Source organism: Acidocella aminolytica 101 = DSM 11237, assembly GCF_900129125.1.
Taxonomy (GTDB): Bacteria; Pseudomonadota; Alphaproteobacteria; order Acetobacterales; family Acetobacteraceae; genus Acidocella; species Acidocella aminolytica.
Genome location: NZ_FQVJ01000001.1, coordinates 208,984 through 234,992 on the forward strand (window position 1 = coordinate 208,984; position 26,009 = coordinate 234,992).

The 26,009-nt window shown below is 61.2% G+C and carries 28 protein-coding genes, 1 tRNA gene and 1 other RNA gene; 14 read left to right on the top strand and 16 right to left on the bottom strand.

The window, feature by feature from the left end:
* Nucleotides 1-41: 41 nt before the first annotated feature.
* The 6 genes from BUB54_RS00915 to BUB54_RS00940 all read left to right on the top strand — a co-directional run bounded on the left by BUB54_RS00915 (nucleotide 42) and on the right by BUB54_RS00940 (nucleotide 6,879).
* On the top strand, nucleotides 42-452 hold the full coding sequence (locus BUB54_RS00915; protein WP_073211107.1) for a group II truncated hemoglobin: 411 nt from the start codon (nucleotides 42-44) through the stop codon (nucleotides 450-452).
* A gap of 85 nt (nucleotides 453-537) precedes the next feature.
* On the top strand, nucleotides 538-2,574 hold the full coding sequence (gene tkt, locus BUB54_RS00920; RefSeq protein WP_048879193.1) for a transketolase: 2,037 nt from the start codon (nucleotides 538-540) through the stop codon (nucleotides 2,572-2,574).
* Between the two features lie 2 nt (nucleotides 2,575-2,576).
* Nucleotides 2,577-3,590, top strand: a complete 1,014-nt coding sequence (gene gap / locus BUB54_RS00925) for a type I glyceraldehyde-3-phosphate dehydrogenase (RefSeq protein ID WP_048879192.1) — start codon at nucleotides 2,577-2,579, stop codon at nucleotides 3,588-3,590.
* Nucleotides 3,587-4,819, top strand: a complete 1,233-nt coding sequence (locus BUB54_RS00930) for a phosphoglycerate kinase (protein WP_048879191.1) — start codon at nucleotides 3,587-3,589, stop codon at nucleotides 4,817-4,819. The genes gap and BUB54_RS00930 overlap by 4 nt, the downstream gene beginning before the upstream one ends.
* Before the next feature lie 215 nt (nucleotides 4,820-5,034).
* Nucleotides 5,035-5,934, top strand: coding sequence for a DMT family transporter (locus BUB54_RS00935; protein WP_048879190.1), 900 nt, complete (start codon nucleotides 5,035-5,037; stop codon nucleotides 5,932-5,934).
* 42 nt (nucleotides 5,935-5,976) lie between these two features.
* Nucleotides 5,977-6,879 (top strand): class I SAM-dependent methyltransferase, encoded by a 903-nt coding sequence (locus BUB54_RS00940; RefSeq protein WP_048879189.1) that lies wholly within the window; start codon nucleotides 5,977-5,979, stop codon nucleotides 6,877-6,879.
* Here the strand turns inward: BUB54_RS00940 and BUB54_RS00945 are convergent.
* From BUB54_RS00945 to BUB54_RS00965, 5 genes are all read right to left on the bottom strand, one after another.
* On the bottom strand, nucleotides 6,831-6,998 hold the full coding sequence (locus BUB54_RS00945) for a DNA gyrase inhibitor YacG (protein WP_073211085.1): 168 nt from the start codon (nucleotides 6,996-6,998) through the stop codon (nucleotides 6,831-6,833). The genes BUB54_RS00940 and BUB54_RS00945 overlap by 49 nt on opposite strands.
* Nucleotides 6,995-7,849, bottom strand: coding sequence for a ribonuclease E/G (locus BUB54_RS00950; protein WP_139284738.1), 855 nt, complete (start codon nucleotides 7,847-7,849; stop codon nucleotides 6,995-6,997). Before BUB54_RS00950 ends, BUB54_RS00945 begins: the two co-directional genes overlap by 4 nt.
* Nucleotides 7,846-8,406, bottom strand: coding sequence for a Maf family nucleotide pyrophosphatase (locus tag BUB54_RS00955; RefSeq protein ID WP_048879187.1), 561 nt, complete (start codon nucleotides 8,404-8,406; stop codon nucleotides 7,846-7,848). The genes BUB54_RS00950 and BUB54_RS00955 overlap by 4 nt, the downstream gene beginning before the upstream one ends.
* Nucleotides 8,391-8,609, bottom strand: coding sequence for a translation initiation factor IF-1 (infA, locus tag BUB54_RS00960; protein ID WP_048879270.1), 219 nt, complete (start codon nucleotides 8,607-8,609; stop codon nucleotides 8,391-8,393). Before infA ends, BUB54_RS00955 begins: the two co-directional genes overlap by 16 nt.
* 165 nt (nucleotides 8,610-8,774) lie before the next feature.
* A tRNA-Val gene (locus BUB54_RS00965) sits at nucleotides 8,775-8,849 on the bottom strand.
* A 48-nt stretch (nucleotides 8,850-8,897) separates the two neighbouring features.
* On the opposite strand from BUB54_RS00965, the gene BUB54_RS00970 reads away from it, so the two are divergent.
* Nucleotides 8,898-10,256 (top strand): chloride channel protein, encoded by a 1,359-nt coding sequence (locus tag BUB54_RS00970; RefSeq protein WP_048879186.1) that lies wholly within the window; start codon nucleotides 8,898-8,900, stop codon nucleotides 10,254-10,256.
* 25 nt (nucleotides 10,257-10,281) lie between these two features.
* On the opposite strand, the gene BUB54_RS00975 is transcribed toward BUB54_RS00970, so the two are convergent.
* From BUB54_RS00975 to def, 5 genes are all read right to left on the bottom strand, one after another.
* On the bottom strand, nucleotides 10,282-10,806 hold the full coding sequence (locus tag BUB54_RS00975; protein ID WP_048879185.1) for a hypothetical protein: 525 nt from the start codon (nucleotides 10,804-10,806) through the stop codon (nucleotides 10,282-10,284).
* A 111-nt stretch (nucleotides 10,807-10,917) separates the two neighbouring features.
* A complete protein-coding gene (gene dnaE, locus BUB54_RS00980; RefSeq protein WP_048879184.1) occupies nucleotides 10,918-14,328 on the bottom strand; it encodes a DNA polymerase III subunit alpha in 3,411 nt (1,136 codons plus the stop codon).
* A gap of 38 nt (nucleotides 14,329-14,366) precedes the next feature.
* Nucleotides 14,367-15,128, bottom strand: a complete 762-nt coding sequence (gene truA, locus BUB54_RS00985) for a tRNA pseudouridine(38-40) synthase TruA (RefSeq protein WP_073211088.1) — start codon at nucleotides 15,126-15,128, stop codon at nucleotides 14,367-14,369.
* Complete coding sequence (gene fmt / locus BUB54_RS00990; RefSeq protein WP_048879183.1) at nucleotides 15,125-16,042, bottom strand: methionyl-tRNA formyltransferase; 918 nt, start codon at nucleotides 16,040-16,042, stop codon at nucleotides 15,125-15,127. The genes truA and fmt overlap by 4 nt, the downstream gene beginning before the upstream one ends.
* On the bottom strand, nucleotides 16,042-16,572 hold the full coding sequence (gene def, locus BUB54_RS00995; RefSeq protein WP_139284739.1) for a peptide deformylase: 531 nt from the start codon (nucleotides 16,570-16,572) through the stop codon (nucleotides 16,042-16,044). The genes fmt and def overlap by 1 nt, the downstream gene beginning before the upstream one ends.
* Before the next feature lie 138 nt (nucleotides 16,573-16,710).
* Here def and BUB54_RS01000 point away from each other — a divergent pair, with 138 nt between their 5' ends.
* From BUB54_RS01000 to hisD, 6 genes are all read left to right on the top strand, one after another.
* Nucleotides 16,711-17,163 (top strand): Hsp20 family protein, encoded by a 453-nt coding sequence (locus tag BUB54_RS01000; protein WP_048879182.1) that lies wholly within the window; start codon nucleotides 16,711-16,713, stop codon nucleotides 17,161-17,163.
* Nucleotides 17,164-17,270: 107 nt separating this feature from the next.
* A complete protein-coding gene (locus tag BUB54_RS01005; RefSeq protein WP_048879181.1) occupies nucleotides 17,271-17,525 on the top strand; it encodes a DUF1150 family protein in 255 nt (84 codons plus the stop codon).
* 151 nt (nucleotides 17,526-17,676) lie between these two features.
* Entirely contained in the window at nucleotides 17,677-18,057 is a 381-nt protein-coding gene (locus BUB54_RS01010; protein ID WP_048879180.1) for a sulfotransferase family protein, read from the top strand.
* Nucleotides 18,058-18,081: 24 nt separating this feature from the next.
* On the top strand, nucleotides 18,082-18,333 hold the full coding sequence (locus BUB54_RS01015; protein WP_373318308.1) for a Stf0 family sulfotransferase: 252 nt from the start codon (nucleotides 18,082-18,084) through the stop codon (nucleotides 18,331-18,333).
* A 45-nt stretch (nucleotides 18,334-18,378) separates the two neighbouring features.
* Nucleotides 18,379-19,026 carry an ATP phosphoribosyltransferase gene (gene hisG / locus BUB54_RS01020; RefSeq protein WP_048879178.1) on the top strand — a complete coding sequence of 216 codons (648 nt, stop codon included), beginning with the start codon at nucleotides 18,379-18,381 and terminating at the stop codon, nucleotides 19,024-19,026.
* Complete coding sequence (gene hisD, locus BUB54_RS01025; RefSeq protein WP_048879177.1) at nucleotides 19,023-20,312, top strand: histidinol dehydrogenase; 1,290 nt, start codon at nucleotides 19,023-19,025, stop codon at nucleotides 20,310-20,312. The genes hisG and hisD overlap by 4 nt, the downstream gene beginning before the upstream one ends.
* Before the next feature lie 23 nt (nucleotides 20,313-20,335).
* Here hisD and BUB54_RS01030 read toward each other — a convergent pair whose 3' ends face one another.
* The 5 genes from BUB54_RS01030 to ffs form a co-directional block, all read right to left on the bottom strand.
* Nucleotides 20,336-21,736, bottom strand: coding sequence for a pyridoxal phosphate-dependent decarboxylase family protein (locus BUB54_RS01030; RefSeq protein WP_048879176.1), 1,401 nt, complete (start codon nucleotides 21,734-21,736; stop codon nucleotides 20,336-20,338).
* A 6-nt stretch (nucleotides 21,737-21,742) separates the two neighbouring features.
* Entirely contained in the window at nucleotides 21,743-22,333 is a 591-nt protein-coding gene (gene recR / locus BUB54_RS01035; RefSeq protein ID WP_048879175.1) for a recombination mediator RecR, read from the bottom strand.
* A 1-nt stretch (nucleotide 22,334) separates the two neighbouring features.
* Complete coding sequence (locus BUB54_RS01040) at nucleotides 22,335-22,658, bottom strand: YbaB/EbfC family nucleoid-associated protein (RefSeq protein WP_048879174.1); 324 nt, start codon at nucleotides 22,656-22,658, stop codon at nucleotides 22,335-22,337.
* Entirely contained in the window at nucleotides 22,659-24,431 is a 1,773-nt protein-coding gene (locus tag BUB54_RS01045; RefSeq protein WP_048879173.1) for a DNA polymerase III subunit gamma/tau, read from the bottom strand.
* 31 nt (nucleotides 24,432-24,462) lie between these two features.
* An RNA gene (ffs, locus tag BUB54_RS01050) (signal recognition particle sRNA small type) lies at nucleotides 24,463-24,561 on the bottom strand.
* A 73-nt stretch (nucleotides 24,562-24,634) separates the two neighbouring features.
* Here ffs and nudC point away from each other — a divergent pair.
* Complete coding sequence (nudC, locus tag BUB54_RS01055) at nucleotides 24,635-25,531, top strand: NAD(+) diphosphatase (protein ID WP_048879172.1); 897 nt, start codon at nucleotides 24,635-24,637, stop codon at nucleotides 25,529-25,531.
* A 47-nt stretch (nucleotides 25,532-25,578) separates the two neighbouring features.
* Here nudC and BUB54_RS20630 read toward each other — a convergent pair.
* Nucleotides 25,579-26,009: hypothetical protein (locus BUB54_RS20630; protein WP_217652414.1), on the bottom strand; the 431-nt coding region annotated here is incomplete at its 5' end.

The following is a 26,009-nucleotide window of genomic DNA, read 5'->3' on the forward strand; positions in this document are numbered from 1 at the left end:
ACCGGGATCTTTGCTCTGCTTCCGCGTTCGAAAGGCGGAAAATGAGCGGCGAAACTGAAACAGCCTATGAAATTCTGGGGGGGGCGGCGGTTGTGCGGGCCCTGGCAGAACGTTTTTACGATATTATGGACAGCAACCCAGCCTATGCCGAGCTGCGCGCCATGCATATGCCGGATCTGAAGGCGGTCTGTGACTCCTTCACCGGGTTTCTGAGCGTTTGGCTGGGCGGCCCGCGGGATTGGCTGGACCAGCGTGGCAGCTTTTGCCTGATGTCCCGCCATGCAGGCATGGGCATCACCTCGGGAACCGCCGGACAATGGTTGGATGCCATGCGCGAGGCGATGGACGGGCTGGTGATGGACAAAGCTTTGCGTGTGAAGATGGATAACGCCTTCACCCGCCTTGCAGAAGCCATGGCATGGACCGCCAAAACCACCGCCGGCCCAGCCTGAACGCGGCCATTTCCTTGCCTCGCCGGGTTGATGCAAAGGAATTGTAGCATTATGCACGCGCCGATTAGCAAGGATTGGCGGGATCATGGCGAGCATTGCGGATAATTCAGGCAACGAAGCGGCGCTGAAGCGCCAGGCGGAAATTCTGGCCCAGCAGCCCAGCGAAGACCGGATGATGGCCAACGCCATCCGGGCGCTCGCAATTGACGCGGTGGAAGCCGCGAAGTCCGGCCATCCCGGCATGCCGATGGGCATGGCCGACGCCGCCACAGTGCTCTATCGTAAATTCCTGAAATTCGACGCTGCCGTGCCGGATTGGTGGGACCGCGACCGTTTCGTGCTCTCCGCTGGTCATGGCTCCATGCTGCTTTACGCGCTGCTGCATCTCACCGGCCATGAGGGGATGGGCATTGAGCAACTCAAGACCTTCCGCCAGTTGCATTCCCCCGCCGCCGGCCACCCGGAATATGGCGAGCACCCGGCCATTGAGATGACCACTGGCCCGCTCGGCCAGGGCTTTGCCACCTCCGTCGGCATGGCGCTGGCGGAGCGTATGCTGGCGGCCAAGTTCGGCAAGTCCCTGGTCGATCACCGGACCTGGGTGGTTGCGGGCGATGGCTGCTTGCAGGAAGGTGTCTCCCACGAAGCCGCCGCCCTGGCGGGCCACTTGAAGCTGAACAAGCTGACCGTGCTGTGGGATGACAACTCCATCTCCATCGACGGCGCCACCAGCGTTTCTACCTCAGAGGACACGCTGAAGCGCTTTGCCGCGTATGGCTGGGCCACCCGCCGCATCGACGGGCATAATTTCGAGGAGTTGGCCGCCGCTTTGGCCTTCGCCCAGAAATCATCCAAGCCCACCATCATTGCCTGCCGCACCGTCATTGGCTTCGGTGCTCCCACCAAGGCGGGCACGGCAGGTGTACACGGCGCCGCCCTTGGTGGGGCCGAGGCTGAGGCCGCCAAGAAAGCTCTGGGTTGGAACCACCTGCCCTTCGTGGTGCCGGAAGAAATTTACGCCCCCTGGCATGAGGCCGGGGCGCGTGGGGCTTCCACCCGCCGTGCTTGGCTGAAGCGTCTGGCCAAACACCCCATGCGCGCCGAGTTCGAGCGTGTGATGCAGGGCAAGCTGCCGGAAGGCTGGGCCGAGACGATGAGCGCCTACAAGGCCCAGCTTGCCGAGACCAAGCCCAAACTCGCCACCCGCCAGGCCAGCCAGAAGGCGCTGGAGGTGCTGGTGCCCGCCATTCCTGAGCTGGTTGGCGGCTCAGCGGATCTCACCGGCTCCAACCTTACCTTGGTGAAGGGCATGGCTGGCGTTGAGCCGGGCAATTATGCGGGCCGTTACATCTATTACGGCATTCGCGAGTTCGGCATGGCGGCGGCGATGAATGGCATCGCCCTGCATGGCGGCCTCATCCCTTATGGCGGCACGTTTTTCGTGTTCTCCGATTATATGCGCCCGGCCATCCGTCTGGCGGCGTTGATGGGTACCCGCGCCATCCATGTGCTAACCCATGACTCCATCGGCCTGGGTGAAGATGGTCCGACCCACCAGCCTGTCGAGCATCTGGCCTCACTGCGCGCCATGCCGAATGTGCTAGTGTTGCGCCCGAGTGATGCGATTGAAACCGCCGAGGCCTGGGAAGTCGCCATCAAGAATACCAAGGGCCCGAGCCTGCTGGTTCTCTCCCGCCAGGGTGTGCCCGCTTTGCGTGACGTGGCCAACGGCAATAAGACCGCCCGCGGCGCTTATGTGCTGGCTGAGGCCAACGGCCCCCGAGCCGCCACCATTATCGCCACCGGCACGGAAGTTTCCCTGGCGATGGCGGCGAAGAAGAAGCTTGCCGGACAAGGCGTTGAGGTAGCGGTGGTTTCCGCACCGTGCTTTGAGCTGTTCGCCCAGCAATCGTCCGAATATCAGAAAGAGGTTCTGGGCACCGCGCTGCGCATTGGCGTGGAAGCTGCGAGCGGCTTCGGCTGGGAGCGTTGGCTCGGGCCTGAAGGAATTTTCATCGGTATGACCGGGTTTGGTGCTAGCGCCCCGGCGGAAATTCTGTACGAACATTTCGGTATCACGGAAGCGGCGATCGTGGCCGCGGTAAAGCAAGAAGGAAACTGACTATGGCTGTGAAAATCGCGATCAACGGCTTCGGCCGTATCGGCCGCCTGGTTCTGCGCGCCCTCATTGAAAGCGGCCGTACGGATGTCGAGCCGGTGCTGATCAACGATCTGGGTTCGGTCTCCGACAATGCCCACATGTTCCGCTATGATTCCGTGCATGGCCGCTTCCCTGGTGAGGTCAAGGTAGAAGGCGATGCGCTCGTCATCACCCATAACGGCCGCACTTACGGCCCCATCAAGGTCACCGCTGAGCGCGACCCCTCCAAGGTGCCCCTGCAGGGCGTGGACGTGGCGATGGAATGCACCGGCTTGTTCACTAAGCGTGACGCCGCCGCCCAGCTGCTCTCCGCTGGTGCGCGCAAGGTGCTGGTTTCCGCGCCGGCTGACGGCGTGGACGCCACCATTGTGTTCGGTGTGAACCACAAGACGCTGACCAAGGACCACCAGATTATCTCCAACGCCTCCTGCACTACCAACTGCCTGGCGCCGGTCGCCAAGGTTCTGCAGGACAGCTTCGGGATCGAGCGTGGCTATATGGTCACCATTCACTCCTACACCGGCGACCAGCGCACCGTGGACACGCTGCATAAAGACCTGCACCGCGCACGCGCTGCCGCCTGCAACATCATCCCTACCTCCACCGGTGCGGCAAAAGCCGTTGGCCTGGTGCTGCCGGAGCTGAAGGGCAAGCTGGATGGTACCGCCATCCGCGTGCCGACCCCAAACGTGTCGCTCATCTCGCTGGACGTGGTGCTGAAGAAGCAGGCTTCCCCGGATGAGATCAACGCGGCGATGAAGGCGGCCTCCGAAGGTGAACTGAAGGGCATTCTCGGCTACTCCACCGAAAAGCTGGTCAGCTCGGACTTTAACCATGTCCCGGCCTCCTCCACATTCGATGCGCCGCAGACGACGGTGGTCGATGGCAGCCTGACCCGGGTTCTATCCTGGTACGACAATGAGTGGGGCTTCTCCAACCGCATGTCCGATACCGCCGCCTATTTTGGTGCGTTATGAGCCCCGCGCCGGAGATCAATCTGGCGAGCCGGACGCTCGATGATGTGAATGTCACGGGGCAGCGCGTGCTGCTCCGTGCCGACCTCAACGTCCCCGTCCGGGACGGAAAGGTGACGGACGCAACCCGTCTCGAACGCCTGATGCCGACCATCCGCGAGCTGTCCGAAAAGGGCGCCAAGGTGATCGTGCTTAGCCATTTCGACCGGCCGAAGGGCAAGGTCGTACCAGCGATGTCGCTCAAACCCATCGCGGAATCTCTGGGCCGCATCCTCGGCAAGCCGGTGGCTTTCTCGCCGGAATGTGTTGGTCCAGAAGCTGAACAAGCCGTTGCAGCTCTAAAGAACGGCGACGTGCTGGTTCTGGAAAACACCCGCTTCCACCCAGGAGAGGAAAAGAACGACCCGGAATTTGCCGCACAGCTTGCAAAGCTGGGTGACATCTTCGTGAACGACGCGTTCTCCGCTGCGCACCGTGCTCACGCCTCCACCGAGGGGGTGGCACGGCGTTTGCCGTCCTTCGCGGGGCGGCTAATGCAGGCTGAACTGCACGCGCTGGAAGCCGCGCTTGGCAACCCGCAGCGTCCGGTCGCGGCCATCGTCGCGGGTTCCAAGGTCTCCACCAAGCTCGACCTGCTGAACAACCTTGTCACCAAAGTAGATATTCTGGTGATCGGCGGCGCCATGGCCAATACCTTCCTGGCGGCACAGGGCTATTCGGTTGGCAAGTCCTTGCAGGAGCCTAACCTGCACGGCACTGCGCTGGAGATTCTCAAGAACGCCGCCGCCAAGGGCTGTGAGATCCTACTGCCGAAAGATGTCGTGGTGGCGGAGAAGTTCGAGGCTGACACCTCGACCCAGGTGGTCAATGTAGACGCCATCCCCGACAACGCCATGGCGTTGGATGTCGGGCCCGCGACGGTTGAGAACTTCATCAAGCGCCTGCCAGAGATCAAGACGATCATCTGGAACGGCCCGCTTGGCGCTTTCGAGACCAAGCCGTTCGATACCTCCACCAACACGCTCGCCCAGGCCATTGCCCAGGCTACGAAGGAAGGCAAGGTGATCTCGGTCGGCGGTGGCGGTGATACCGTCTCGGCCCTGAAACTGGCTGGCGTGCATCATGACATGACCTATATCTCTTCCGCTGGCGGCGCCTTCCTGGAATGGATGGAGGGCAAGATTCTCCCCGGCGTGGAAGCGCTGAGCAAAATCTTCTCCAATTACGGCTGAAGATAAATTCAGAATTTAGCGCCTTTGGCCGCCTTTCTCCAGAAAGGCGGCTTTTTTATGTCAGGGCTCCCAGATCGCAACTCATATTCCGGTATAGATGCCCAGCGTTTCCTGCTGATGGACAGTTGCACGGCGCAAGCCTAGTGGGAATTTCACCCGGTCACGGGTAAGTTTCGCGGTTTTTTCCTTCAATTTCTTAAATTTCAGGCTTTCGCATGAGCCAGTCCGTTGTCTCCGGCCCTTACGTTGCGCCCAAGGCACAGGCGCTGCTGCTTGTTTTGGGCGCAGTGATGCTGTGGGGATTCGCGCCTATCGGCAACCGTTATTTCATAGGCAATGGCAATCTGGCTATGCCCGGTGCCGCCTATATGGCTTTGCGTTACGGCATTGCGACAATCTGCTTTTTTCCAGGGCTTTTGGCGGCGATCAGGCGCTGGTCCATCCAGGACTGGTTGCGCGGCGCAGTTTGTGGGCTTACCGGCGTGGCCGCTTATAATCTGCTGGGCGGCATCGCCGGGCGGACTGTGTCCGCAGGCATGACTGGCCTTCTCAACGCCTCAGAATCGCTGATGATCCTGGTTGTGGCTTGCTTTATGGCAAGGCGGATACCCAACGGGCGTACGCTGATGGCGGCGATTCTGGGGCTGGCGGGTATTGTGCTACTGGCGAGCTCCGCCGGACCGGCGGAAGGCAATGTCAGTGGTATCCTGATGCTTTTGGGCGGCGCACTGGGCTGGGCGATCTATTGCGTGCTGATCCCGCCACTCATCAGCAAACATGGCGTGCTGCAAAGCTCAGCGGTGACCATGACCATCGGCACGCTGCCCTTGCTGCTTGCGGGTTGGCCGGACCTTGGCATCATGATCGCGAAAATGACGCACCAGGACTGGGAGCTTCTGGTGATGCTGGCCATTGGCTCCTCTGTTGTGGCGCTGCTGGCGTGGAACCAGGGCGTGGCGCTGCTGGGCGCGCAGACAGCCGGGTGGTTTCTGTATCTGCTGCCCTTGTTCAGCGCCCTGGGCGGCCGCCTGCTTTTGAACGAACCTCTAACCCTGGCCGAACTCGCGGGCGGCACAATGATTTTGGGATCGGTTTATTTCGCTCACAGGCATTAGCTTTTTTTGAAATTGTTAAGCCGGGGTTGTCATGCTCCGGCCATGCTGGATGATCTCTGGTCCCGCTGGCTCGCCAGTGGGCGCGACGGCGGTGACGCAAACGCAAAGGCCCGGGTTAACGCCCAGACCTCAACCTATGCGACCAAACTTCTTGACGCGCTGCCGCTCGCACCGGGCGCAGCGTTGCTGGATATTGGCAGCGGTGAAGGGCTGGTGGGCTTTGCCGCCTTGGCGCACGCGCCGGGGCTTCACGTCACCTTCACGGATCTCTCCGCGCCGCTTTTGGCAAAATGCGAAGTACGGGCTCAAATATTGGGTTTCGCCGGGCAGTGCGGCTTTGTTGCCTGTTCTGCCGCACGGCTCGCCGTGCCGTCAGCCAGCCAGGACGCGATAACCGCCCGCTCCGCTTTGGCCTATGAAGCGCACAAGCCCGCCGCCTTCGCGGAGATGTTGCGCGTGCTGCGGCCCGGTGGGCGATTTTCAATCGCTGAGCCTTTATTCCGTGAAGAGGCCCTTGCTGCCGCCGCCATGCGCGCGCGGCTGGCCGTTACCCCAGATCCGAATCTGGCTTTGCTGCATCGTTGGAAAGCTGCGCAATACCCAGACACGCCTGAAACCATCGCGGCACATCCGCTCACTAATTATGATGAGCGGGAATTGCTCCGAATGGCCCAGGCGGCGGGTTTTGAGGCGTTACAAATGGAACTCCACATCAGCCTCAAACCAGCTCCGCCCCGACAATGGGTAGCGTTTCTGGAAACCTCGCCGCACCCGCTGGCACCATCCCTGGGCGCGCTTTTAAAAACGCATTATTCCACTGCCGAGGCCATCATGCTTGAACGCGCCTTGCGCCCGTTCATTGAAGCCGGAGGCACGCCGCAAACGCAGCGAATGATTTATCTTTCCGGCGCGAAGCCGCTATCGTCCTCGTCCTCTTCATCCTGACGAGTTGGCAGTTTGTAGCGGTCATTCAGCCAGCAGCCGAGATCAATTTCCGCGCACCGACGGGAGCAGAAAGGTTTATGGTTACTTGCGGCGCATTTGCCGCAGATGGGGCATTTCATCCGTGTAAAATCTCATGCAAAGGAGGCCGGATTCGCCGACGGTTCACTTCGGCAAAGCCGAGATGTGATAGACCGAGCAGATTTGGAGCCAAAGGGTCCCGCCGCAAGGCGTCCCGCAAGGCTGGCAGAAGTTTTTGCCGCTGCCCTGCTTTCAGCCCGGCAAAATCAATCAACAACCCGCCCGACAAATTGCGCAGCACAATCTGCCGGCAGATTTCCGGGATAATCACCTGGTTCAACGCCATCGGGTTCATGTGGCTGGCGGCGGCGGCGTCCACATCCAGCAACGTGGCGGCAGGGGCGGAGGTAATATGCAGCCGCGCGCCATGGGGCAGGGGCGCGGACGGCTCGGCTAGCGCGGCGATTTCATCCTCCAGAACCGGATCAAACGCTTTTGCATGATAACGCATACGGCCTTCCAAAGCCGGGCGCAGTTCAGCCATCAATGCGTAATCGTCCAGAACAATCGTCTCGGCGGGAAATCGCGCAGCCAAGTCAAGCAACGGGCCTGGGCCGCGTGAGAGAAGCCCGGGCGCATCCCCGGCGTCGGTTTCGTCCCGCGTCAGCCGTGGCCCTTTGCCGCCTTGCGGGGCACGGGTAACGCGCGCGGTTATATATTGGCCAACGCTCAGCCCCTTGCCCCCCGCGCTATCGGGCAGAAAGCCAGTAAGCTCTGATCCCAGCGCCAGAAAGCAACCCGCCAGGGCTTTCTCCACGGCGTCCACCCGGCAGGTATAGAGGTCGCCCACACCATCCGGCGCGGTGCGGTTCCAGATATAAAATTCTGCCAGTTCGTCGCCATGCAGCAGGCCGATTCGAACTAGCGATTCGCGGACCGAGGCTGCAATCACCGCCAGCCCAGCCCGCGCAGTAACTTCATGGTTTCATGCAAGGGCAGCCCGACCACGCCGGAATAAGAGCCTGACAGATAATCGATAAAACTCGCCGCCAGCCCCTGAATGGCATAGCCGCCTGCTTTGCCTTGCCACTCGCCGCTGTCCAGATAAGTTTGCAACTGGGTATCATCGAGGCGCGCGAGCCCCACCGCTGAATCCACCACACGGCAGGCGATACGGCCATCCGGCGCACGCACAGCCACGGCGCTATGCACCTTATGGCGGCGTCCGGCGAGGAGGCGTAGATATGTCTCTGCCTCGGCGCGTGATTCGGTTTTGTGCAGCATACGCCGTCCAGCGGCGACAACAGTATCGGCCGCGATAACAAAAGCGCCGGAATTCGGGGTAAGTTTTTCCAATGCCATCCGTCGCGCGAAGACGCGGGGTAGCTCGCCTTTTTGGGGTGTCTCGTCGATCTTCGGGGCAGCGATTCGGCTAGGTTCGATGCCAATCTGCCGTAGCAGCGCCAACCGGCGCGGGCTGGCCGAAGCCAGAATTACTTGAAGCGGAATGTGATCCGGCCCTTGGTCAGGTCATACGGGGTCATTTCGACATTCACACGGTCACCTGCCAGAACGCGGATGCGGTTCTTGCGCATTTTGCCGCTGGTATGGGCGAGAATTTCATGGTCATTATCAAGCTTCACGCGGAACATGGCATTCGGCAGTAATTCCGTGACCATGCCAGTGAACTCGATCATATCTTCCTTAGACAAACACACCTCTGCCGTAAAAAATGAAAAATCCTGCGCCCAAATGGGCCGGGATTGTTTTGGCGTCAAGGCTTTCTGCCTTTTCCTGGTGCAGAAGTGTCCACCGAAACGGTTGGGTCGCCGTTTCTGCAACCCTAAGTTAATGAATTTGCGGGGAAAAATCGGATATGGTGGGCACAACAGGGATTGAACCTGTGACCCCCACCATGTCAAGGTGGTGCTCTACCGCTGAGCTATGTGCCCATATCCGTGAGTGGCCTATTAGCGGCGTTGGGAACAGGAGGCAAGAGCTTGGAAGGCAAGCTAGGGTCACCAGTGCGGCGTTTGCCGTATCTGGCAGGCCGTTTTTGGCGTAGGCGCGCAGCTTTTTGGGGCGGCGCCTTGTGTGTGGGGGCGGTTAGCGTGCTGTTTGCGCGCGCCTCGGACGGTGCGGAAAATATGTTTTTCCATTTTTCACACCGGTTCTGGTTGCTCCCGTTGATTATTACCCCGCTTGGATTCGTATTTTGCGCCTGGGCGGCGGGCAGTGTTTTTCCTGGATCGCAAGGCAGTGGTATTCCGCAGGCCATCGCCGCGCGGGAACTGCCGCGCGGAGTCGCCCGGCGACGTTTGCTTTCTGTGCGTATGTGCTTTGCAAAAATAGGGCTCACCGTGGTGGGGCTGATGTGCGGCGCATCCGTCGGGCGTGAGGGGCCAACTGTTCAGGTGGGGGCGGCGATCATGCTGCAAGTAGCGCGTCTGCGCGGTTTGCAGAATGAGCGCGGCCTTATCCTGGCTGGGTCCGCGGCGGGCATCGCGGCGGCGTTTAACGCGCCTCTGGCGGGGGTTGTGTTCGCCATTGAGGAAATGAGCCGCAGCTTTGAGGTCAAAACCAACGGTATTGTGCTGACCACGGTGATTATTGGCGGTCTCGTCTCATTGGGCCTCACCGGCAATTACACCTATTTCGGTACCAGCAACGCAGCGGTTTACGGCATGAATGGCTGGGTGCTGACGGCTTTTTGTGGCTCGGCTGGTGGGTTGCTGGGTGGGTTGTTTAGTCGCCTGATGCTGGACATCACCACTTGGGCCAAAGGTTGGATTGCCGGCAACCCAAGGGTCAGAAAATTCATTTATCCACTGATCTGCGGGGTGCTTGTGGCGCTTATCGGCATTTTCACTCAGGGCGACAGCTTCGGCACCGGTTACCAAACCGCCCGAGCAGCGGTGGAAGGGGTCACGCCACATTGGTATTTCTGGCCCGCGAAATTCGCCACCACGTTGATTACGGCGGTTTCTGGTATTCCGGGCGGTATTTTCGCACCATCCCTCTCTGTTGGGGCCGGGCTTGGCGCCTGGATCGCCGGTGCTGGCGGCAGTGCGACCAGTGTAGGCGCGCTACTGGGCATGGCGGGCTATTTCGCCGGGGTGGTGCAGGCGCCAATGACGGCCTTTGTCATCATTCTGGAAATGACCGGCAATACAGCTTCGGTCATTCCCTTAATGGTCGCCGCCATGCTGGGGCTGGGTGCCTCGCGCCTTGTTTGCCCGCGCCCGCTTTATCATGAGCTGGCCCATGGCTTTCTGCCGCAACATAAAGGTGGTCTGCGGCAACCAAGCCGTGAGGAACGCCGGGCTGAAAAGCCCGTCTCCCAAGCGGCCGCGGAGTAATGGCGGTTTCGCCCTGACTTGAGGCTCAGCGCTGATAAGCCGGGGCGGGGCGCCAATCCTGTAAGGATTGATACGCCGCGCGAGAGACCAGAATTGGCTGGCCCGCAGGGCAGGGGGCGTTGGCGGCTGTTGCGCCACCTGCCCAGCTCAGCACCATGCCATCCGGTCGTGTGGCCAGCACCGCGAAGCTGCCGCCCTGTGCGCGCAAAGCGGATTCTGACAAGGTACAGGCGGGGCCGGTCTGGCTCAGCACATTGCCCAGTAGCCGCGCCGTGACCTGCTCGGGCGGTGCAACGCTGTGACCGGAACCATTGCTGGGAATTGCCCCCGCCGGCACGGCCAAGCGGTCTCCCGGTACGGGAGTGCCGTTCACGAACTGCGCGCAGGTCAACAGCACGCCAAACACTATGCCTGCCAGCACATAGGAAACAGCCGGGGTACCGTAAGGCAGAATCCGCGGGTCCGGCTTGGGCGCGGTTATAACCTTTGCCTTTCCGCGCCGGGAATGGCGTGGCGGCTTGCTTTGTTTCTGAGGCAGATGTCCCGGCATTTTTTTACCTCTTTTGCCACCCATTTAAACTGTTTTTAGTCGGTTTGCGGAGGGGCGGAACGGCAGGGCAGCGTTGATTCGAAGCGGCAGCTCCGGGGGCACTATGCCGGGTTACGCATCTTCTACCAGCTCCACGCCCGGCACCAGTTTGGCGGCCTGGGCCAGACGGGGGGAGACGTTAAACCCACCCGGCAGCCGCATTTCCAACCGCCTGTCCGTGCTAGTTTTGGGCAACAGAATAATCTTGCCTTTGCCGCGCCCCTCTTGTTCAAGCAGCGCTTTAAGCGACCCCACGGCATCTTCGCGGTCCAGCCAGATTTTCAACCCTGCCCCGGCGTCGCGCGCGGCATCATCCAGCAATGTGATGTCGGATGCGGTAATACGCAGTGACTCCCCATCCATCTTTACATCCGCCGTCACCAGCAGGGCGGTGCCTTCCTCCAGCATTTCACGGGAGCGGTTGAGCACTTCCGAGAACAAAGTAACCTCGAAGCTGCCCTGAATATCGGAAAGCGTCAGCCACATCATGCGGCTGCCGGTACGGGTGATGCGCTCTTTTTTCGCCCCCACCGTTCCGGCCAGCTTCACCCGTGTGGCGCCGGCCTCGGCCTTACGTTGAATGGAGCCAGAAGTAATAACATCCAGCCGCTTCAATGCCTGGGCATACATATCCAGCGGATGCGCGGAGATATGAAACCCGATCGCCTCTGCCTCAAAGGTCAGCCGTTCACTCTCCGGCCAGTCCGGACCTTGCGGCACCCGGATCTTCTCCGGCTCGCCACCGCCAAACAGGCCAATCTGCCCGCTCGCGCGCTGGGCCTGTTCGGTCTGGGCCGTGCGCATGATCATTTCCGCCGCGCTGAACACACGCTTACGGTTTTCGTCCAAACACTCAAACGCCCCCGCCTTGGCTAGAATTTCGATCTGCGCGCGCGTCAGCGTTTTGGGGTCGATCCGCGCGGCGAAATCATCGATGGATCTGAACGGCGTATTGCCACGGGCTTTCACAAGCTCCTCCATTGCGCCCATGCCGATGCGCTTGATGCCGCCTAGCGCGAACCGGATGGCGTAGCTGCCATCCTCCTGCAATTCCACCTCGAAATCCGGCCCGGATTTATTCACATCCGGCGGCAGCACCTTGATGCCGTTTTTCATCGCATCCGCACGCAGCAGCGCCACTTTTTCGGTGTTCGCGATAGAGAGCGACATGCAGGCCGCGATAAACGCCACCGGATAATTCGCGCGCAGATAAGCTGTTTGGTAGGAAACCAGAGCGTAAGCGGCGGCGTGAGATTTGTTGAAGCCATAATCCGCGAACTTCGCCATAAGATCGAAAATCTCGTTGGCGCGTTCAGTGGTGAAGCCTTTTTTCGCCGCCCCTTCCAGGAAGATCTCGCGCTGCTTATCCATCTCCGCGCGGATCTTCTTACCCATGGCGCGGCGCAGCAGGTCAGCGCCCGCCAGCGTATAGCCCGCCATCACCTGAGCAATCTGCATCACCTGCTCCTGGTACACTATGATGCCATTGGTTTCTTCAAGAATATGATGAATGGCCGGGTCTGGCGCCTCCCACGGGGCGCCACGCTTACGGTCGCAATAATCAGGAATATTGGCCATCGGGCCTGGTCGGTTGAGCGCCTGGATCGCCACCAGATCCTCAAACCTGTCCGGCCGCATCTGCGCCAGAGCGCCACGGAAGGCGGCGGTTTCAAAGGTGAACACCCCAGCCGTATCCGCACGGCCGATCATGTCGTAAGTTTTCTTGTCATCCAGCGGGATTTTTGAAATATCCAGCTCCACGCTCTGCTGACGTAAAAATTTCAGCGCCCGGTCGATAATCGTGAGCGTGGTGAGACCAAGAAAGTCGAACTTCACCAGCCCGACCTGCTCGACATATTTCATTGAATATTGCGTGACGAGCAGTTCCGAGCGCGGATCTTTGTAAAGCGGCACCAGCTTCACCAGCTCACGGTCACCAATCACCACGCCCGCCGCATGGGTGGAGGCGTGGCGGTAAAGCCCTTCAATCTGCTGTGCGATTTCCAGAAGCCGCGCCAGCCCTTCATCGGAATCTCGCATGTCCTGAAGTTTCGGCTCGCCCTCGATGGCTTCTTTCAGGCTCACGGGCTTAGCCGGGTTATTCGGGATCAGTTCAGCGACTTTATTGACTTGCCCATAAGGCAGGCCCAGCACGCGGCCCACATCGCGCACCGCCGCGCGAGCCTGCAACTTACCAAAGGTGATGATCTGCGCTACCCGGTCCGCGCCATATTCACGCAGCACATAATTGATGACTTCATCACGCCGTTCCTGACAGAAATCGATATCGAAGTCCGGCATGGAGACACGTTCAGGATTTAAAAACCGCTCGAACAGCAGCGCATAGCGCAGTGGATTGAGATCGGTAATCCGCAGCGCCCAGGCCACAAGCGACCCAGCGCCCGAGCCACGGCCCGGCCCCACGGGAATCTGGTGATCCTTCGCCCACTGAATAAAATCCGCCACGATCAGGAAGTAGCCAGGAAACCCCATCTGAACGATGATCCCCAGCTCAAACCCTAGCCTTTCCCAGTAATCCTTCTGCGCGTCGCCCTCTATTCCGTCAAAGGCCAGCCGCGCGCGCAGTCCCTCTTCCGCCATGGCGCGCAAGGTTTCTTCTTCCGTGGCGCCTTCACGCACTTTCGGGCAGCGCGGCAGCAGCGGTTTGCGCGTGTTGGTCATCACCGTGCAGCTTCGCGCGATGGCGATGGTATTGTCGCATGCATCAGGCAGGTCCGCGAACAATTCTCGCATCACCGCGGCGGGTTTAAACCAATGTTCGGGTGTAACGTGCCGACGGTCTTTCTCGGCCAGCACACGTCCTTCCGCGATGCAGAGCAGCGCGTCATGCGCCTCATACATTTCACGTTTGGCGAAGAAACATTCATTGGTGGCCGCCAGCGGCAGATCGAACTCTTCCGCCAGCAGCAAAAAGCCCGGCTCCGTCGCAATCTCAACAGCCTCGCCATGGCGTTGCAGCTCAATAGCGATCCGCGACGGGAAGGCCGCCTTCATGGCGCTGAGACAGATTTTCGCCTCCTCCATCTGTCCTTCCGCCAGCAACCGCCCAACCGGCCCGTGTGCGCCGCCGGTCAGCAGAAATAGCCCATCCGCATGGTCGCACAGCTGTTGGAGGGTAATTTGCGGCTTTACCGCATCGCCGGAAAGGAAGGAGAGCGAGCTCAGCTTTTGCAGGTTGGCATAGCCCTCTTCAGTCTGGGCCAGCACCACCACATAGTCAGGTGGCAGATTCACTCCCTCGCGGGCCAGGCCAAGCTGGCAGCCGATAATCGGCTGTACGCCAGATTTGGTACAATATTGGGTAAATTCCAACGTACCGAACATATTGGAGGTGTCGGTAATCGCCACCGCCGGCATGTTCTCCGCCGCCGCCAAGGCGGCCAGCTTGTCGGCTTTAATCGCGCCTTCCGAGAGTGAGTAGGCGGAATGGACGCGCAAATGCACGAAATCAGCATGCGGCATGCGGGACTCCTTGGCAGAGTATCAGTTTGGACTGAGGCTTAGCTCAGTTCAAGCGGCGGATCATATTCCACCCCAGTGAAATACAGTCCTTCGGCCGGGGCGGTCTGCCCGGCGGCGGGACGGGATCTGGCGGCCAGAATCTTGGTGATCCGAGCCTCTGGCCAATGACCTTCGCCAACCATTTTCAGGCTGCCGATCATATTGCGTACTTGATGATGCAGGAAGGAGCGCGCTTTGGTCTCCATGATCACCTTCTCGCCCTCCCGCCGCACGGCGCAAAAATCCAGAGTCCGCATCGGGCTTTTGGCTTGGCAGGCGGAGGCGCGGAAGGAGGAGAAGTCATGATGCCCGAGCAAAAGCTGCGCGGCGCGGTGCATGGCCTGCTCGTCCAACTGCGCCTTCACATGCCAAACACGCTTGACCTCCAGCGTTGGCGGTTGCGGCCGGTTGAGAATCACATAGCGGTAAGAGCGCGCCTTGGCCGAGAAGCGCGCACTCCACCCCTCCGGCGCCGGGCCGCAGCGCAGCACCGCGATCGGGTGGGGCTTGAGGTGAAAATTCATCGCCTCGCGGATGCGGTAGGGGGTGAAATCCGGCAGTTCGATTTGCACTACCATCGCCAGCGCGTGAACCCCGGCATCCGTCCGACCGGCTGAGACAGCCTCGGTCACTTCTGCGCCGCCCCGAATCCGTGACGCCGCTTCCTCAATCACCTGTTGGATGGCCAGCCCGTGCTTCTGACGCTGCCAGCCCATGAAGGGCGTGCCGTTATACTCGATCTCTAAAGCCCAGAGCGTCAATAAAACCGCGCCCCCTCAGGCAGTTTATAGCCGCGTAGAAAATCCTCGGTGGACATGGCGGCCTTGCCCGCGCGTTGTAGCCGCGTGACGCGCAGCGCGCCCTCGCCGCAGGCAATGGTCAGCCCGCCCGGTAACAGTGTGCCCGGAATCCCTTCGCCTTCAACCGCTTCGGCGGAAATGATCTTGACCACCACATCCCCCAGCAATCCCAGCGCGCCGGGCCAGGGGGAAAATGCGCGGATACGTCGCTCTAGCGCCACGGCGGGCAGGCGGACATCCAACCGCGCATCCTCGCGGGAGAGTTTGGGGGCATAATTCGCCAGCGCCTCATCCTGCGCCTGCGGGGGGCTGGGCTGAGCCAGTTCCTCAATAATCAGCCGCGCGCCCATCTCGGCCAACCGGTCGTGCAAATCCGCCGATGTATCCGCCGGGCCGATGGGGGTGGTGTCTTTCCGAAGCATCGGGCCGGTATCCAGCCCCGCCTCCATCTGCATGATGGTAATGCCGGTCTGCGCGTCCCCCGCCGCAATGGCGGCCTGAATTGGCGCGGCTCCGCGCCAGCGCGGCAGCAGAGAGCCGTGGATGTTCAGGCAGCCTCGTTCGGGCGCGTCCAGAAACTCTTGCGGCAAAATCAGCCCGTATGCGGCCACCACGGCGGCGTCAAGCTTCAGGTTGCGGAAATAATCAAGCTCTTCCTGGTTTTTGCGCAGCTTCACCGGCGTGCGGACGGGCAGGCCAAGCTCCAGTGCCGCCGCATGAACAGGACAGGGCTGTTCTTTCTGGCCGCGTCCAGCGGGTTTGGAGGGCTGGGCATACACCGCCATCACCTCATGCCCGGCCGCCACCAGCGCCTTTAATGGGAACACGGCAAAGCCGGGCGAGCCCATGAAAGCGAGTTTGAGAGGCGCGGCCATCACCGCCCCTTCTGCGCCTTGGCGAGCTTGCGCAGCAGCATGTTCCGCTTCAGCGCCGAGAGATAATCCACAAACAGCACCCCATTCAGATGGTCGATCTCATGCTGCAAGCAGGCTGAAAGCAGCCCCTCTGCCTCAATCTCCTTTTTCATTCCTTCAGGGTCCTGGTAGCGCACCTTCACCCGTGCCGGGCGTGTCACCTCAGCATATTGGTCCGGGATGGACAGGCAGCCTTCCTCCTGGGTGGCCGTTTCGTCGGACTTGGCGATGATCTCGGGGTTGATTAGCGCCATCGGCTCGGGTTTTTCCTTCGGCGCTACATCCACAACAATCATGCGCAGCAAGCTGCCAATCTGGTTGGCGGCCAGCCCAATACCCGGCGCGTTATACATGGTGGCGAACATGGAGGGCACCAGACGCCGCACTTCATCGGCATCTGCCGGGGTAATGGGCCGTGCCACCTTACGCAACACGGACTCGGGGTAGATCAGGATGGGCAGCAGCGGAGCGCTGGTTTCGGACACAGACATGCAACGCATGTAATCCGCCCGGCCTGTCCCTGCAACGCGCCCCTCTTGCATCGCTGCAAAACCATGCCAACATAAGGTTCCGGATGCCTCATTCGAGGGTCCTTAACCTGCTTCGCTCATGTGGGGGAGCTTTAGATCATGACGACACGCGTTTTCACCTCTCCGCTTTTCCTGGGCTTCGACCATCTCGAACAGATGATTGAACGCGCGGCGAAAAACTCCTCGGACGGCTACCCGCCTTACAATATAGAGCAGCTAAGTCCGGTTTCGCTGCGAATCACGCTTGCCGTGGCGGGTTTTACGATGGATGACCTGCAAATCACCCTGGAAGATAACCAGTTGGTGATAAGGGGCCGCCAGACTGACGAAGGGCATGGGCGGGTCTTCCTGCATCGTGGCATCGCGGCTCGGCAGTTCCAGCGGGCTTTCGTGATTGCGGAGGGAATCGAGGTGAAGGGCGCGTGGCTCGATAACGGCCTGCTGCATGTGGACCTCGTCCGCCCGGTGCCGCAGCCAGTGGTGAAAACCATTCCCATCGTGCGTGGCCAAGGCAAAGTGCCCGCCCCCACCAGAACAGTGGACGGGGACTAAGCCGCTTAAACCGGAGTCGGAAAATAATCCCGGCGCGCTTCCGGTTCGTATAGACTAGGACCTCGGCTGGATGGCTGATCCGATCGAGGGGCCTGAAAGGACAAAAGATGAACATCAAAAACCATGACGGCACGGCCAATTTCGTCCCCGGCACGGTGCTGGATATTCACCATATTTCGCCCGCTCAACTTGCTTTGCTGGGGCTGGAGGAGATCGCCTTCGTCAAACCGGTCATGACCGATAATGGTCCGGCTTTTGCTATCCATGCCGCTGACGGCACGCCCATGGCAATTGCCGCCAATCCGGAACTCGCGGCGGCGGCCATCATCCAGCACGAGATGGTGCCCAATCTGGTGCATTAACCGCCGCTCTCCCTCTTGCCGCGCTTTGGCGGTGTTATTTGACCAGGGCGCGTAACGAGAGAGGCGGTATGGGGTTGGGAAGTATATTCCCGACTATGCGAATTGGGCCGCGAAAGGCTTTGCCGGCCTTTCTTGTCCTAAGCCGGCGGTAATGATCGCCTTTACGCCCCGCACGGGCAGCACGCATCTTTGCGCCGTGCTGCACCAGGCGGGGCAGCAGGCCGAGCCGAATGAGGTTTTCAGCCCGCGCGGTTCCGCCGGGCAGGAGCGTAACCGGCGCGGCGTCAGGTCCTTCAGCGACTATATCGCCACCTTCGCCGCCAAGCCGGATATAACCTTCATCTTCAAAACCTGCTGGCTGGACGTCGCCTCCCTGGCCTCAGCGCTGACCCGTATCTTCCCGGATTTGCGCTTGGTGTACCTGCTTTGCCGCAACGACGCGACCCAGGCGGTCTCCGCCTTCAGGGCCGAACTCACTGGCAAATGGCAGCGCGCGCTTGGCGACCCGCCGCCAGAGGTACAGGAGGCGTAATTCTCACTAGAGCGCCTGCTGACGATCCACGCCGCGCAGGAGCAGGAGCGCCAAAGCTGGGCGCGCTGGTTCGTGGCGCACGGAATCACCCTCTTGCGGCTGGTGTATGAAGAGCTCGAGGCTGACCTCAACATCGCCTTGCGCCGCTTGGTACCGTCTCTGGGGCTGGGTTTGCGTCAGGAGCAGCCACGAGATGCGGGGCTGGAGCGGCTTGGAGACCAGATCAGCAAAAGCTGGCCCCTGCGGCTGCAATGCGGCCTGCTCAATCTGAGCTGACCTGTGGCCTAGCCTCACTGCCGGGGGGGTGGTATTGGCCCGGCCATGTCCATCGTGCTTGCATTGCCCAAGGGGCGGATTCTGAAAGAGGCTGGTCCGCTGCTGGCCCGGGCCGGTCTAGTGCCGGAGCCTGAATACACAGACGAAAACTCCCGCAAGCTGCGTTTCCATACCAGCCGCCCGGATGTCGACCTCATCCGGGTGCGCTCCTTCGATGTCGCGACCTTCGTGGCCTTCGGCGCCGCTGAAATCGGCATCTGCGGCAGCGATGTGCTGATGGAGTTCGATTACCCAGAAGTTTACGCCCCGCTGGATCTGGGGATTGGCGAATGCCGCATCTCCGTGGCCGAGCCTAAGGACGATGCCGGGCAGACGGATCTCTCCCGCGTCTCCGCCATTCGCGTGGCCAGCAAATACCCCAATACCGCCCGCCGTCACTTCGCACGCCGGGGTATCCAGACCGAGATGGTGGAGCTCTCCGGAGCCATGGAGCTGGCTCCGGGCCTGGGGCTCTCGCGCATCATCGTCGATCTGGTCCAGACTGGCAGTACCCTGAAAGCCAATGGGCTGGTGGAAACGGATGTGATCGCCCAGATCTCCTCCAAGCTCATCGTCAATCGCGTTGCCTTGAAAACCAGACCGGATGAAATCGGCGCCTGGATCGAGGCCTTCCAGAAGGCGCTTGCGGCATGAAAACCTTGTCAACGACTACCCCGTCCTTCGAGGCCGACTTCACAGCCCTGTTGGCCCGCGCCAGCGTGGCGCCTGAGGTCTCCGGCGTGGTGCGTGAGATCATCGAGCGTGTACGCACGGAAGGCGACGTGGCCTTACTCGACTACATCGCCCGCTTCGACAAGCAGACGCTCACTGCTGAAAGCTTGCGCGTCACTGCGGAGGAGATTGAAGCCGCCCTCGCGCAAACGCCCGAAGTCCTGAGTGAGGCGCTGGCTATCGCGGCTCGGCGGATTGAGCTGTTTCACAAGACCCAGCTCCCGCGCGACATTGAATTCACGGATGAGGCGGGCATAACCTGCGGCATGCGCTGGGGCGCGCTGGATGCGGTGGGGCTGTATGTGCCCGGTGGCAAGGCGGCGTATCCTTCCTCGGTATTGATGAACGCTATCCCCGCCAAAGTGGCTGGGGTTGGGCGTATTGCCATGGTGGTACCGGCTCCTGGCAGGGTGCTGAACCCGTATGTGCTGGCGGCAGCCCATGCGGCGGGCATTACCGAGATCTACCGTGTCGGCGGCGCCCAGGCCGTGGCGGCGCTGGCGTACGGCACCGCGACCATCAAGCGGGTGGACCGCATCGTTGGCCCCGGCAACGCCTATGTCGCGGAAGCCAAACGCCAGGTGTTCGGGCAGGTAGGGATCGATTCCATCGCCGGGCCATCCGAGGTGCTGATCATCGCCGATGAGGGGGCCGACCCGACCCAGCTTGCCTACGACCTTCTGGCCCAGGCCGAGCATGACGAGGACGCGCAATCCATTCTGGTGACAACCAGCGCTTCCTTGGCCGAAGCGGTGGCCAATGAAGTCACGCGGGCGCTGGAAACACTGCCCCGCAAACAGATTGCCAGGACAAGCTGGGATCGTCATGGCGCCATCATTCTGGTGCAGGACGAGGATGAGGCGGTGGATATCGCCAACCGTGTCGCGCCGGAGCATCTGCAACTTATGCTGATCGACCCCGCGCCGATTTTCTCCAAAGTGCGTCACGCCGGAGCGGTGTTTCTCGGCCGCAACACGCCGGAGGCCATGGGCGACTACATTATCGGGCCGAACCATGTGCTGCCCACCTCCGGCACGGCGCGCTTTGCCTCTGGGCTTTCGGTTTATGATTTCATGAAGCGCACCACCTATGCAGCTGTGCCGGGCCAGGCACTTGCCGCCCTGGGGCCGCACGCCGTCACTTTGGCCAAAGCTGAGGGGCTGACGGCACATGCACAATCCATCGCGGTCCGCCTGCCGAAGGATTAACGGCTAGATTACGCAGCGGGCCTTCAGATCCGCCGCAAAATCTCCGCCACCAGCGCGTCTATATCCCCTGCCTGCGTCCTGTGGTTCACTATCGCGCAACGGATGACGGTGCGCCCTTCGATGGTGGTGGTGGAGGGCGCGAATAATCCCTCCTCCTGTAAATCCGCCACGAGGTCGAGAATCTCCTGGTTGGCTTTATCCTCAATCCCGAAACACACGATATTCAGAGTCACCGGCGCCAACAGCGTCAGGCGGTCACTGGCCTGGACCTGTGCGGCAAGGCGCTGGGCGAGGGTGCAGCTATTCTCCACCAAGCTGGCCAGCCCTTCAGTGCCGTAAGCGGATAGTGTCATCCAGACTTTCAGCGCCGAGAACCCGCGCGACAGGTCCGGCCCCAGATCGCACGGCCAGGGAAAGCCCCCCGCCAGCCCGCGCGGAGCCGCGGCCAGATAGTTGGTGGCCTGGGCGAAGGCTGCATTCTGCACCGCCGGGTCGCGCACCAGCAGGCAGCCGCAAGAGTAAGTCACCTGGGCCCATTTATGAAAATCGAACGCAATCGAGTCCGCGCGCCCCAGCCCGCTGGTCAGATGCCGCCAGGCAGGCGACAAAGCCGCCAGCGCGCCAAATGCCCCATCCACATGAAACCAAGCGCCATGCTCCGCCGCGATATCAGCTGCGGCGTTCAGATCATCAAACGCGCCCGCATCCACACTGCCTGCCGTGGCGGCGATGAAAAAAGGCGTGAACCCCGCGGCCTTATCCGCCGCAATCGCCTCCCGCAGCTTGTCCATATCCATGCGGAATGCCGCGTCGAGCGGGATTTTCCGCAAGGCGGCGCGTCCAAACCCCGCCATATCCAGAGCGCCGGTCACACAGCGATGCACGCCCGCTGATGCGTAAGCCGTCAGCTTGGCGCCATTCAAGCCGCTCTCATGCCCGGCCTCGCCCAGCGCCTTCTGTTTGGCGCAAAGCACGGCACAGAAATTCGCCATGGAAGAGCCGGTGAGCAGCACGCCGGAGGTCTCGGCGGGCATACCCAGCATCTCTGCGGCCCAGGCAATCACCTGCCGTTCCACCGCAATGCCTACATGATTGCGTCCGCCGCAATTCGCATTCATGGCACCGGCCAACAATTCTGCAAGCATGGAAACCGGATTCCCCCCACCATGCACCCAGCCCATGAAGCGCGGATGTAGATTGCCGGTGACATAAGGCTGAATATCGGCCGTAAAGCGTGCGTAGAGCGCCTCTACATCTGTCCCCCTCAGAGGGAGGGGGGCCACAAATCCCTGACGCACAGCCTCCGGCATCGGGCGCCAAACGGGCTGTTCACGGATGGAGGCAAGATGGTCCACCATATCATCCAGCATTTTGTGGCCAAGGGCGCGCAGAGAGGACCAGTTGGCGGGGTCGAGGGTATTCATGGGGTGCTACGCTGCTCCTCTGGCACGTAAAGCCGTTGCCAGCGTACCTTCATCCAGCACCTCCAGCGCGCCGCCAATGGGGACGCCTTGCGCGAGGCGGGAGATTGGCACAGCAAACCGCCGCAACCGTTCAATCAGGTAATGGGCCGTGGCTGCGCCATCCACGGTGGCGGGCAAAGCGAGGATGATTTCCTCAACACCGCCTTGCTCCAGGCGTTTCAGCAGCGGCGCGATGGCCAATTCCTCTGGCCCGCGGCCAGACAGCGCGGAGAGCGTGCCGCCCAGCACATGATATTTGCCCCGGTACACATGCGCGCGTTCCAGTGCCCAGAGATCCGCGACCGTCTCTACCACGCAGATGCGGGCTTCCCGCAGCGTCTCAGTACAGATGGCGCACGGGTCGGACGAATCCAGATTGCCGCAAACAGAGCAAGTATGTACCGAGGCCGCGGCATTGCGCAACGCGTCCGCCAGCGGCACCAGGCCGTTTTCCTTTTCTCGTAGTAGCTTCAACACAATGCGCCTTGCGCTGCGAGGGCCAAGCCCCGGCAGGCGCGCGAACATAGTGATCAGATTTTCGAGCTCTGTTCCGCCCACGTTAGAAAGGCAGTTTCATTCCTGGCGGCAGGTTTAGGCCGCCCATGGCACTCTTGGTCTCGGACTCCATCATCTCGTCCAGCTTGGCCTTCGCATCTGCATGGGCGGCGGCGATAAGGTCTTCCAGCATTTCGGTCTCATTCGGGTCGATCAGCTTGGGGTCGATCTTCACGCTCTTCAGCGCGCCCTTGCCGGAGAGCACAATCTTCACCAAGCCTGCCCCCGCTACGCCTTCCATCTCGGTGGCTTCCAGCTTGGCTTGCATGTCGGCCATTTTCTGCTGCATCTGCTGAGCCTGCTTCATCAGGCCGGCGATGTTCTTCATTTACTCTTCTCCTTCATAGATTTCGTCGGGCGGTACCAGCGCTGCCCAATCGGCGGGCAGTTCCGGTTCCGCTTCCGGCAATTCGGGTGTTTCTACCTTGGTTCCGGGGAACTGCGCCAGAATCGCCTGCACCAAAGGGTGCGCCAGCGCGTCATCCCGCGCCTTGGCGGTGGCTACACCTTCCTGCTCGTCAATGGTCGGTGCGCCCGCCTGGGTGGAAAGTACAATAGTCCAGCGCCGCCCGGTTTCTTCCTCCAGCATAGAGGAGAGTTTGGAGATCAGGTCGCGCGGATGGTCCTCCGTCAGCCGTATTTCGATCACCGGCGGCGCAAACCGCACCAGATGCACGGATTGGCGCAGATGCGCGTAAAGCATCACATCCCGCTTCGTCTGCGCCAGCGCCACCACGTCTTGAAAACTCAGTGCGCGGGGGGCGGCGGTTTGCATCACCACATGGCCGTTGGCCACGGCCCGCGCACTGCCGCCGCCCGGCCCGCCCGCAGGCGCCCCGCCCAGCGTCGCGCCAGGATTTTCAGTGAACTTCTTCACCAGCTCGCCGGGCGGCGGCAGGTCCGCCACGTGGCACAGCCGGATGAGAATCATCTCCGCCCCCGCCCGCCGGTCCGGCGCAGTTTCCACCTCCTGCAGCCCTTTAAGCAGCATCTGCCAAAGCCGGCCCAGGAAGGGGATAGAGAGCATTTCCGCCAAGGCCGCGCCACGCGTGCGTTCCATCTCCGGCAGCGCGCCGCTTTTGGCTAGAGACGGCACGGATTTCATTCGTGTGATCAGATGCGCCAGTCCCAGCATGTCAGACAGCAGCACGCCCGGATCCGCCCCGCGCTCATACGAATCATCGGAAATTTTCAGCGCGGCCGGGATGTCGCCTTTCACCACCGCATCCATCAGGTCGAACACAAAGCCGCGATCCGCTAGCCCGAGCATGTCGGCCACCATCGGGCCGGTAATCTCGCCGCCATCCTCGGTGCCGCGCGCAATCGCCTGGTCGAGCAGCGAGAGGCCATCGCGCACCGAGCCGTCCGCCGCGCGGGCAATATGGGTAAGGGCGGCTTCGGAAATCGCCACCTCTTCCTTCTGCGCGATGCGGGTGAAATGCGCGGCCAGCGTCTCCACGGGCACGCGGCGCAGGTCAAAACGCTGACAGCGCGAGAGCACGGTAATGGGGACCTTGCGGATTTCGGTGGTAGCCAGCACAAATTTAATGTGCGGCGGCGGCTCCTCCAACGTTTTCAGCAGCGCGTTGAACGCCGCCTTGGAGAGCATGTGTACCTCGTCGATGATAAACACTTTCACCCGCGCCGAGAGCGGCTTGAAGCGCGTCGCATCGATAATCTCGCGCACATCATCCACGCCGGTATTGGAGGCGGCGTCCATCTCCACCACGTCCGGGTGACGGTCAGCGAGAATCGCCTTGCAGTTGTCACACACGCCGCACGGGTCGGGTGTAGGGCCGCCAGTGCCTTCCGGCCCGGTGCAGTTGAGAGCACGGGCCAGAATACGCGCCGTGGTGGTTTTACCCACCCCGCGCACGCCGGTCAACATAAAGGCATGGGCGATGCGGTCCATGGCGAAGGCGTTGCGCAGTGTGCGCACTAACGCGTCCTGGCCGATCAGATCATCGAATGTGGTGGGGCGGTATTTGCGGGCCAGAACCCGGTAGGCGGCGGCTTTCGGTGCCTCCTGCGCGGGCTCATCACCAAAAAGATTTGGGCCCGGCGGCGGGGCGTCTGGCGCATCGTCGTCGAACATACCCATGAGCAGTGCGGACCTTGAAACCTGAAAACGGGGTGGGAGACCGGACAACGACCCATGCGAAATCCGTTGTGGCTGCTGCCTTCCGGCCCTGACCAAGTTGGCGGGCCGCGATGTCCGCCGCCGATCTCCCAAACTGATTATCGCCTTTGTGGCGCCGAAGTGCAAGCTTGGCAGTGACATGGCGCCATGTCACATGGCAAAACATGGATTTCGCTCAAAAAAGTCGACCTAATCACTACAGTTCCGCCGCGCTAGACCGGGCCGCGCATCTGCGCGAGAACGCTTGCTGGCTGGCCCGCGCGGCGAAAAATAGCACCAGCCGCTATGTGCTGCTGCATGAGGGCAAGGTGCTGATTGAAGAATCGGGCGAGACGCCCCGCGCACGGCTGCTGCCGCCTTTGGGGCTGGCTCCGGATTTGTTCCTGGGGCTGACGGATGGCCTGCCTGTTTTCGCGCTCGATTTTTCAGAGCGCGCTCTGCCGGATGGCATCACGACCGAATTCTTCAGAGAGTTGCGCGGCCTGACCGCTTTGCTGCCAATGTTGGATGCGGCGTTGCTGGCCACCGCGCGCGGCATATTCAACTGGCGCGCGACACATAAATATTGTCCGCGTTGCGGTGGAACGTTGACGCCGCATCGCGCGGGGTGGGTTCTGCATTGCGCACAATGCAAAAAAGATCATTTCCCCCGCACGGATTCCGCCGTGATTATGCTGGTCACCAAAGGGGAGGTGGCGCTGCTTGGCCAATCCCACCGTTTTCCGCCAGAATGGAAGATGTATTCCACCTTGGCGGGTTTTGTTGAACCGGGTGAAAGTCTGGAAGATGCCGTCCGCCGGGAGGTTTTTGAGGAAGCCGGAATCGAGGTCGGCGCGGTTCATTATCACTCAAGCCAGCCCTGGCCATTTCCGGCGTCGCTGATGCTGGGGTTCCACGCGGAAGGCCTTAGTGAGGACATCGTGCTTCAGGACGATGAAATGCGTGACGCGCGGTGGTTCAGTCGCACACAGATTCGTGATCATGCGGCCTTGGGGTTTGGGCTGCCTCCACATGATTCAATCGCCCGGCGCTTAATCGAGGATTGGCTGGCACAGCCATAAAAAAACAGGCGCGGACATCCGCGCCTGTTTTGGTGAAAGGATAATCCTTAGTCGAGATTATCAATTTCCGGTGTGGGGAGAAGGAACTCCACAATTTCTTCCGACACCTGCTCCGCCTGCGGTTCCGGTATGATCTCGACGATCCGCTCCAATACCGGTTCTTCGATCTTGCGGGACCGGCGCGTGGTAGTTGTCTTCTTCGCAGCAGGCGTCTTGCGCGCAGCGGGCTTCTTGACGGCGGTGGTCGTTGCGCTCTTGCGCGTGCCCGTTGCTGTCTTGGCAGTTGCGGCGGTCTTACGTGCGGTTACCGGTTTCTTGGCAGCTGTGGCGGTCTTACGTGCGGTTGCCGGTTTCTTGGCAGTTGCGGCGGTCTTACGTGCGGTTGCCGGTTTCTTGGCAGCTGTGGCGGTCTTACGTGCGGTTGCCGGTTTCTTGGCAGTTGCGGCGGTCTTACGTGCGGTTGCCGGTTTCTTGGCAG

What these genes read in the sequence shown, in the direction of transcription:
- BUB54_RS00915 (WP_073211107.1), top strand. Translation starts at nt 42, where the DNA reads ATGAGCGGCGAAACTGAAACAGCCTATGAAATTCTGGGGGGGGCGGCG.
- tkt (WP_048879193.1), top strand. Translation starts at nt 538, where the DNA reads ATGGCGAGCATTGCGGATAATTCAGGCAACGAAGCGGCGCTGAAGCGC.
- gap (WP_048879192.1), top strand. Translation starts at nt 2,577, where the DNA reads ATGGCTGTGAAAATCGCGATCAACGGCTTCGGCCGTATCGGCCGCCTG.
- BUB54_RS00930 (WP_048879191.1), top strand. Translation starts at nt 3,587, where the DNA reads ATGAGCCCCGCGCCGGAGATCAATCTGGCGAGCCGGACGCTCGATGAT.
- BUB54_RS00935 (WP_048879190.1), top strand. Translation starts at nt 5,035, where the DNA reads ATGAGCCAGTCCGTTGTCTCCGGCCCTTACGTTGCGCCCAAGGCACAG.
- BUB54_RS00940 (WP_048879189.1), top strand. Translation starts at nt 5,977, where the DNA reads ATGCTGGATGATCTCTGGTCCCGCTGGCTCGCCAGTGGGCGCGACGGC.
- BUB54_RS00945 (WP_073211085.1), bottom strand. Translation starts at nt 6,998, where the DNA reads ATGAAATGCCCCATCTGCGGCAAATGCGCCGCAAGTAACCATAAACCT.
- BUB54_RS00975 (WP_048879185.1), bottom strand. Translation starts at nt 10,806, where the DNA reads ATGCCGGGACATCTGCCTCAGAAACAAAGCAAGCCGCCACGCCATTCC.
- dnaE (WP_048879184.1), bottom strand. Translation starts at nt 14,328, where the DNA reads ATGCCGCATGCTGATTTCGTGCATTTGCGCGTCCATTCCGCCTACTCA.
- fmt (WP_048879183.1), bottom strand. Translation starts at nt 16,042, where the DNA reads ATGGCCGCGCCTCTCAAACTCGCTTTCATGGGCTCGCCCGGCTTTGCC.
- def (WP_139284739.1), bottom strand. Translation starts at nt 16,572, where the DNA reads ATGTCTGTGTCCGAAACCAGCGCTCCGCTGCTGCCCATCCTGATCTAC.
- BUB54_RS01000 (WP_048879182.1), top strand. Translation starts at nt 16,711, where the DNA reads ATGACGACACGCGTTTTCACCTCTCCGCTTTTCCTGGGCTTCGACCAT.
- BUB54_RS01005 (WP_048879181.1), top strand. Translation starts at nt 17,271, where the DNA reads ATGAACATCAAAAACCATGACGGCACGGCCAATTTCGTCCCCGGCACG.
- BUB54_RS01010 (WP_048879180.1), top strand. Translation starts at nt 17,677, where the DNA reads ATGATCGCCTTTACGCCCCGCACGGGCAGCACGCATCTTTGCGCCGTG.
- hisG (WP_048879178.1), top strand. Translation starts at nt 18,379, where the DNA reads ATGTCCATCGTGCTTGCATTGCCCAAGGGGCGGATTCTGAAAGAGGCT.
- hisD (WP_048879177.1), top strand. Translation starts at nt 19,023, where the DNA reads ATGAAAACCTTGTCAACGACTACCCCGTCCTTCGAGGCCGACTTCACA.
- BUB54_RS01030 (WP_048879176.1), bottom strand. Translation starts at nt 21,736, where the DNA reads ATGAATACCCTCGACCCCGCCAACTGGTCCTCTCTGCGCGCCCTTGGC.
- BUB54_RS01040 (WP_048879174.1), bottom strand. Translation starts at nt 22,658, where the DNA reads ATGAAGAACATCGCCGGCCTGATGAAGCAGGCTCAGCAGATGCAGCAG.
- BUB54_RS01045 (WP_048879173.1), bottom strand. Translation starts at nt 24,431, where the DNA reads ATGGGTATGTTCGACGACGATGCGCCAGACGCCCCGCCGCCGGGCCCA.
- nudC (WP_048879172.1), top strand. Translation starts at nt 24,635, where the DNA reads ATGGATTTCGCTCAAAAAAGTCGACCTAATCACTACAGTTCCGCCGCG.